This is a genomic window from Nocardioides sp. CPCC 206348 (assembly GCF_048654705.1).
Classification (GTDB): domain Bacteria; phylum Actinomycetota; class Actinomycetes; order Propionibacteriales; family Nocardioidaceae; genus Nocardioides.
On the sequence record NZ_JBMCZA010000241.1, the window covers coordinates 13791 to 20025 of the forward strand.

7 protein-coding genes are annotated in these 6235 nt (G+C 70.7%); 2 read left to right on the forward strand and 5 right to left on the reverse strand.

Annotated elements, in window-relative coordinates:
• Positions 1-9: 9 nt before the first annotated feature.
• Positions 10-1038: a DUF3048 domain-containing protein gene (locus ACOADB_RS28055; RefSeq protein ID WP_378606926.1), complete on the reverse strand. Its 1029-nt coding sequence runs from the start codon at positions 1036-1038 to the stop codon at positions 10-12.
• An 88-nt stretch (positions 1039-1126) separates the two neighbouring features.
• Positions 1127-1897 carry an SDR family NAD(P)-dependent oxidoreductase gene (locus ACOADB_RS28060; RefSeq protein ID WP_378606929.1) on the reverse strand — a complete coding sequence of 257 codons (771 nt, stop codon included), beginning with the start codon at positions 1895-1897 and terminating at the stop codon, positions 1127-1129.
• Positions 1898-2029: 132 nt separating this feature from the next.
• On the opposite strand from ACOADB_RS28060, the gene ACOADB_RS28065 reads away from it, so the two are divergent.
• The gene (locus tag ACOADB_RS28065) at positions 2030-2677 is read left to right on the forward strand and encodes an HNH endonuclease family protein (RefSeq protein WP_378606932.1); all 648 of its coding nucleotides are present in this window, start codon (positions 2030-2032) and stop codon (positions 2675-2677) included.
• A gap of 26 nt (positions 2678-2703) precedes the next feature.
• Here the strand turns inward: ACOADB_RS28065 and ACOADB_RS28070 are convergent, their stop codons facing one another.
• Genes ACOADB_RS28070 through ACOADB_RS28080 form a run of 3 tightly spaced genes read right to left on the reverse strand, consistent with a single transcriptional unit; the run spans position 2704 to position 5798 of the window.
• Complete coding sequence (locus ACOADB_RS28070) at positions 2704-3123, reverse strand: HIT family protein (RefSeq protein WP_378606935.1); 420 nt, start codon at positions 3121-3123, stop codon at positions 2704-2706.
• Between the two features lie 22 nt (positions 3124-3145).
• Positions 3146-4567 (reverse strand): M15 family metallopeptidase, encoded by a 1422-nt coding sequence (locus ACOADB_RS28075; RefSeq protein ID WP_378606938.1) that lies wholly within the window; start codon positions 4565-4567, stop codon positions 3146-3148.
• Positions 4568-4625: 58 nt separating this feature from the next.
• On the reverse strand, positions 4626-5798 hold the full coding sequence (locus ACOADB_RS28080) for a glycerophosphodiester phosphodiesterase (protein ID WP_378606941.1): 1173 nt from the start codon (positions 5796-5798) through the stop codon (positions 4626-4628).
• Positions 5799-5879: 81 nt separating this feature from the next.
• Here ACOADB_RS28080 and ACOADB_RS28085 point away from each other — a divergent pair.
• On the forward strand, positions 5880-6235 hold a 356-nt coding region (locus ACOADB_RS28085), incomplete at its 3' end, for an NAD(P)H-binding protein (RefSeq protein ID WP_378606944.1).

Here is a 6235-nt window from a genome sequence, read left to right on the forward strand (position 1 = left end):
CCCGTCACGTCACTTGCCGAAGACGACCGATCCGCCGTTGGCCTCGGCCGGCACCAGCTCGATCCAGACCTTGCCCGCGGGCACGGTGAGGGGTCCGGCAGCCGTCTTGAGCGTGAGCGGCGCGCCCAGCTTTGCCTTGGACCACTCGCCCTCGATCAGGTTGCCGCCGTGGAAGAGCTGCGCCGTACCGCCACCGGTGAACTTGCTCTCCGGCACGAAGTTGCCGGCCGGGTCGGTGTAGCCGGCGTCGACGACGTCGACCCGCAGCACCAGGACCGAGTCGGGCTGGAACCGGTCGCCCTTGGCTGCGTTGGAGTTCTTGTTGACGTAGTGGCCGTCGCGGAACACCCAGTTGGTGGTGTGGCTGCCGAAGTGCGCGGACAGCGTGCGGGCCGGGATGCCCGCGGGCAGGTCCGCGGCAGTGCCCCACGGGAGGTAGTCGGCCGGACGCTCGTCCTTGCCGTCCCGCGTCGCCTTGCCGACCTTCTTCAGGCTGGTGAAGAGGTTGTACGGCGCCGAGCGGCTGTTGTTCCGGTAGAAACCGGGGCCACCCTCCTGGAAGTACTTGATCTTGGCCTTGTTGATCCGGTCGATCGTGATCTGGGCCGCGCCACTGGTCGTGATGACCCCGTCCACCGGGGAGACGATGCCGATGTCGCTGGCCCGCATCGAGCGGACCGGGCCGACGTCGCCCGGGAGCTGCGAGTAGTAGAAGGCTGCCAGGCGGGTGATCCCGCCCTCGACGAGCTCCTCGACCACGAGGTCGGCCTTGCCCAGCCCGACCTGGGGAGCGCTGCTCGGCGAATTGTCGATCTTGGTGACGATGACCGGGTGGTCCAGCGCGACGCTCTCACCGAGCGGTGCCTCGAGGCCGGTCAGCGGCCAGGTCTCCGGCTCTGCCGGCTCCGGGGCAGCCGAGGTCTCCTCGTCGGGCGTCGACTCCTTCTTGGGGTCGTCACCGCCGCCGCAGCCGGCAAGGACCAGGCTCAGGGCGACCAGGGTGGCGGGCAGGGCAGATCGAACCTTCGAGAAGCGCACGCAGCAAGTCTGGACCACGCCCCTCACGTACGACGGAGCCGCCCCCGCGTGTCGCGGGGACGGCTCCGTGTTGCTCAAGCGGGAGCGCTCACGTGCCGAGCGAGATGCCGCCGTCGACGTAGATGGTCTGGCCGGTGATGTAGGACGACTCGTCGGCCGAGAGGAACGTGACCGCGGCCGCGATGTCCTCGGGGAAGCCGACCCGGCGGACCGGGTTGGCCTCGGCGTTGAGGCGACGGAACTCGTCGACGTCCAGCTTCAGGCGGGCGGCGGTGGCGTCGGTCATCTCGGTGGCGATGAAGCCGGGGGCCACGGCGTTGGCGTTGATGCCGAACGGGCCGAGCTCGATGCCGAGGGTCCGGGTGAAGCCCTGGATGCCCATCTTCGCGGCGGAGTAGTTGGCCTGGCCGCGGTTGCCCAGCGCGGAGATGCTGGAGACGTTGACGACCTTGCCGTACTTCTGCGCGACGAAGTGCTTCTGGGCGGCCTTCGTCATCAGGAAGGCGCCCTTGAGGTGCACGCCCATGACGAGGTCCCAGTCCTCCTCGGTCATCTTGAAGAGCAGGTTGTCGCGGGTGATGCCCGCGTTGTTCACGAGGATGTGGATGCCGCCGAGCTCGGTCACGACGCGCTCGACGCCGGCCTCGACGGATGCACCGTCGGACACGTTCGCGCCGACGCCGATGGCCTTGGCTCCCTCGACGAGCGGCAGCTTCGCCGCGGCCTCCGCAGCGGCGGTCTCGTCGAGGTCGACGATCGCGACCGACGCGCCCTCCTCGGCGAACCGGGTGGCGGTGCCGAAGCCGATGCCGCGTGCTGCTCCGGTGATGACGGCTACGCGCCCGTCGAAACGACCCATGTGCTTACCTTTCAGCGGTTCCAGAAGACGATCGGCCGCAGCCTACGCGTCCGGTACGACGCGCCGGCGTGCGCCCACGATGGTGGCAGCATGCGGAGGGCAGCCCACCCACGTGCCCCTCGGAGGCCCGCCATGAAGAAGCTCGCCCTCGCCCTGGCCGGAACAACCGCCGCGGTGACCCTCGCCACCGGTCCCGCACCGGCCGCCCACGCGGCGGGCGAGAGCTACTCCGCACCGTTGACGACGGCAATCAATTCACTGCAGGTCGCGACCGAGGTCCGCACCGGCTACGACCGGGCCAAGTTCACCCACTGGATCGACGCCGACGGCGACGGGTGCAGCACCCGCAACGAGGTGCTCGACGTCGAGTCCGAGAACAGCGTGACGTGCAGCAACCTCAGCGGCGGCCGCTGGTACTCCTACTACGACCGGGTGTCGTGGACGAACCCCTCCGACGTCGACATCGACCACATGGTGCCGCTGGCCGAGGCCTGGGACTCGGGCGCCCGGAACTGGACCGCCGCGCAGCGCCAGGCCTATGCCAACGACCTCGGCGACAGCCGCTCGCTCGTCGGGGTGACCGACAACGTCAACCAGGCCAAGGGCGACCAGGACGTCGCCGAGTGGTTGCCGACCTACGACAAGTGCCGCTACCTGCGGGAGTTCGTCGCCGTGAAGATTCGATGGCGGCTCTCGGTGAACTCCTCCGAGAGGACCGCGATGCAGGATCTCGCGGCGGGGTGCACCAACAGCACCATCACGGTCACCCGCGCCATCTGAGGTCGGCTCGGGTCAGCCCTGCTTCGTCAGCCCTGCTTCGTCAGGGCCGCGGCGATGCGCGCCGCGTAGTCACGGGGCTCCCCGTCGGCGTACTTCCGCCGGGGCCAGAAGAACCCGCGCAGGCCATCACCCTTGGTGCGCGGCACGACGTGCAGGTGCAGGTGCGGCACCGACTGGCTGACCGTGTTGTTGATCGCGACGAAGCTGCCCTGCGCGCCGAGGCCCTCGACCATCGCCGTCGCCAACCGCTGCGCGGCGGCAAGGAATCCGTCGCGCTGACCGGCCGGGAGGTCGGGCAAGGTCACGACGTGCTGGCGGGGCACCAGCAGGACGTGACCCTTGAAGACCGGTCGCCGGTCGAGGAAGGCAACGAAGTCCGGCTCGTCGAGGACGACGTCCGCTGGCAACTCCCCCGCAACGATGGAACAGAAGACACAGTCGGCCACTGCTCGAGACTAGTGCCGACCCTCAGTCACACACGGCGTCACCGCAGCCGGGCACCACGATGACCCGGCCGAACCGGGGTACGGCGTCGAAGTGCTGGCTGTCGGAGGTGGCATAGCTCCAGCGGAGCCCGTGCTTCGTCATGATGCGGACGACCGGATGGGTCCGCGACCGCCACGCCACCCGGGAGTGGGAGCGGCTCGGCCACCAGGCGTTGGGCACCCATCCGAGTCGCGACCGATAGGGGTTCTCCCAGGTGTTCAGGTCCAGCGAGCGGCCGTAGCTGTGCGGGCTGCGGACGCCGGGGCGCCCGACCACCCAGCGGCAGTTGAAGGCCGACGTGTTGCCGGCCGCCATCGACTCGTAGTCGTCGGCGCCATTGACCCGCTTGGACCAGCCGAAGCGGTCCACGCGGTACATCGAGCGGATGGGGAGCTTCGCCTGGTACATGTCGGACAGCGCCGCCGCCATCTGCCGGATCACCGAAGCTGCCGCGACGAGCTCGCCCCGGCGGCGGTAGCCCTGGTAGTCCCAGTAGTTGATGCGCAGGAGCCGGAGGCTGGACCGGCCGACCGGGCACCCGCGGTGCCAGCTGCGCCCGACCATGCTGCGCCAGACGGCATCGGAGATGCGGGTGATGACCGGGTAGGCCCCGGCTCCGGTGGCCCGGGGTTGTGCGGGCAGGGCGATGCGGGGTCGCGGCGCGGACGCCGGCAGCGCGACCGGCACGCCCGCCGGAAGGTTGTCGACCAGGCGCGAAGCACTGACGGACCGCGCCGCCCACGGCACACCCAGGCTCAGGGCGCGGTAGCGGCTGTCGACCCGGGGCGTCACGCGGACGTCGACGTACCCCGCGGCGTTGGTGTCCACGATCGTCACCCAGCGCCAGACGCCGCCGACGTACTGCTGCAGGGCGACGCGGCCCGGGACGGGTGTGCCTTCCACGGTCTTCCAGGTCATGCGCAGGGTGACGGCCTGTTCGTCGACCACCGTGGCCGGTCCGGTGAGCGAGGTCGACGTCGGCAAGGCGGTCAGGGGCAGGACGTACTCCACCGAGACGGGTGCGTTCGTCTCGTCGCCGGCGTACGACGCCCGCAGCAGGTTGCGCGTCGGCGACCGGTCGACGGGCACGGCCAGCGTGGCGGCGCCCGCCGTGTCGGTGATCAGCGGACCGCCGACGGGCTGCCAGGCGGCGCCGTCCCATCGCTCGACGACGACCGGCGCTCCCGCGACGGGCGCCCCCGCTGCGACGAGCGAGAGCGTCACCGTGGTGTCGCGGTCCGCGTACGACGCCGGAGCGGACAGGCTCAGGGTCGTGGGTGTCGCGGCTGCTGCCGAGCCCGCGACCGCGATCGGCAGCACCGCCCCGACCAGCAACGCCGTCAGCAGCGTGACGAGCGCAGAGCGGATGGGCGGGGATGAGATGGCGCGAGGTCCCGGACGCACCACCCCATCTTGACCCCCGGCCCCCAATCCGGTCGGCACTTCGCCCGCAAGTCGGGGATCAGTTCGCGGCGACCGCCCGCTCACCCACCCATGCGTCGCGCGCGGCGACCGCGATGTCGGGCTGGTCGGTGAACAGGGCGTCGACACCGGCGTCGAGGAACGCGCGGATCTCCCCCACCAGGTTGCCGTGCGCGTTCGGGTCGGTGCCGATCCGGTGGTTCGTCGGGAGGAACTGGTTCTCCGCGCGCAGCGTCCAGGTGACCACCTTCAGGCCCGCGGCGTGCGCGTCGTTGACGACGTTGCTGGGCACGCCGATGGCCCCGGCCGCGTCGCGCGGCAGGATCAGGTTCTTGGTCGGCGAGACCCAGTCGGCGTACGTCGCGATCTCGGCGAGGCCGGCCGGCGTCACCAGGTCGCGGTAGGTCGTCGGGAGGCCTGCGGCCTTGAGGTCGTACGGCGCCCCGCTGCCGTCGACCAGCTGGGCGATCGGCGCGGCGGACAGCCGGTCGAGGTCGCGCAGGTTGCCCGTCTCGAAGGACTGGAGCACCACCTTCGCGTTGCGGCGGTCCAGGCCGTGGCGGCGCAGGCTGCGCACCAGCGGCTCCTCCATCGAGAGGCCGATCCCGTCGAAGTACGTCGGGTGCTTGGTCTCCGGCGCGATGCCGATGGTGCGGCCGAGGCGACGGGACTCGACCTGGACGAGCTTGATCACCTCGTCGAACGTCGGCACCTCGAACTTGCCGTCGTACACGGTGTTGCCGGGACGGACCGCGGGCAGCCGCTCCTTGGCACGCAGGGTCTTCAGCTCGGCGAGGGTGAAGTCCTCGGTGAACCAGCCGGTGATCTGCGTGCCGTCGACCGACTTCGTCGTCCTGCGGCTGGCGAACTCGGGGTGGGTGGAGACGTCGGTGGTGCCGCTGATCTCGTTCTCGTGGCGGGCGACGAGGACGCCGTCCCTGGTCGAGACGAGGTCGGGCTCGACGTAGTCGGCGCCCATCTGGATGGCCAGGCGGTAGGCCGCCAGCGTGTGCTCGGGGCGGTAGCCGGACGCACCGCGGTGGGCGATGACCAACGGCTCCGTCGCGGACCGGCCGGACCGGTTGTTGTCGGCGCCTGCGCCGCTGTCGGGGTCCGCGTGTGCGGGAAGAATCGTGGCGCCGATGGAGACGAGCGCGAGGGTGGTGGCTGCAAGGAAGGCGCTTCCGAGCCGGGGCATGGTCCGAGTTGTCATGCCTGCAGCCGACCAGTCGCAGGTGGCGCGCGGCCGATGCGCAGGTGAAGGACCGGCGACCGTCGTGCGTAGGTTGGTGTCATGCGCATCGCCATCGTCGGAGGCAACGGCCAGATCTCCCGCCTGCTGCACCCCCTCCTCGTCGCCGCCGGCCACCAGCCCGTCGCGCTCGTGCGGAACGAGGACCACCGCGCCGGACTCGAGGCGCTGGGAGCCGAGGTGCGCCTGCTCGACATCGAGGGCCAGGACGTCGACGGCTTCGCCGCAGCGTTCGACGGCTGCGACGCGGTCGTGTTCAGCGCCGGCGGTGGGCCGGACGGCAACGTCGAGCGCAAGCGCACCGTCGACCTCGAAGGGGCGTTGAAGTCGATCGCGGCCGCCGGCCAGCTCGGCATCCGGCGGTTCGTCCAGGTCTCGGCGATCAACGTCGACGAGCC

Excerpts from the sequence above, each read along its gene's own strand:
- ACOADB_RS28060 (WP_378606929.1), bottom strand. The coding sequence starts at position 1,897 with ATGGGTCGTTTCGACGGGCGCGTAGCCGTCATCACCGGAGCAGCACGC.
- ACOADB_RS28065 (WP_378606932.1), top strand. The coding sequence starts at position 2,030 with ATGAAGAAGCTCGCCCTCGCCCTGGCCGGAACAACCGCCGCGGTGACC.
- ACOADB_RS28080 (WP_378606941.1), bottom strand. The coding sequence starts at position 5,798 with ATGACAACTCGGACCATGCCCCGGCTCGGAAGCGCCTTCCTTGCAGCC.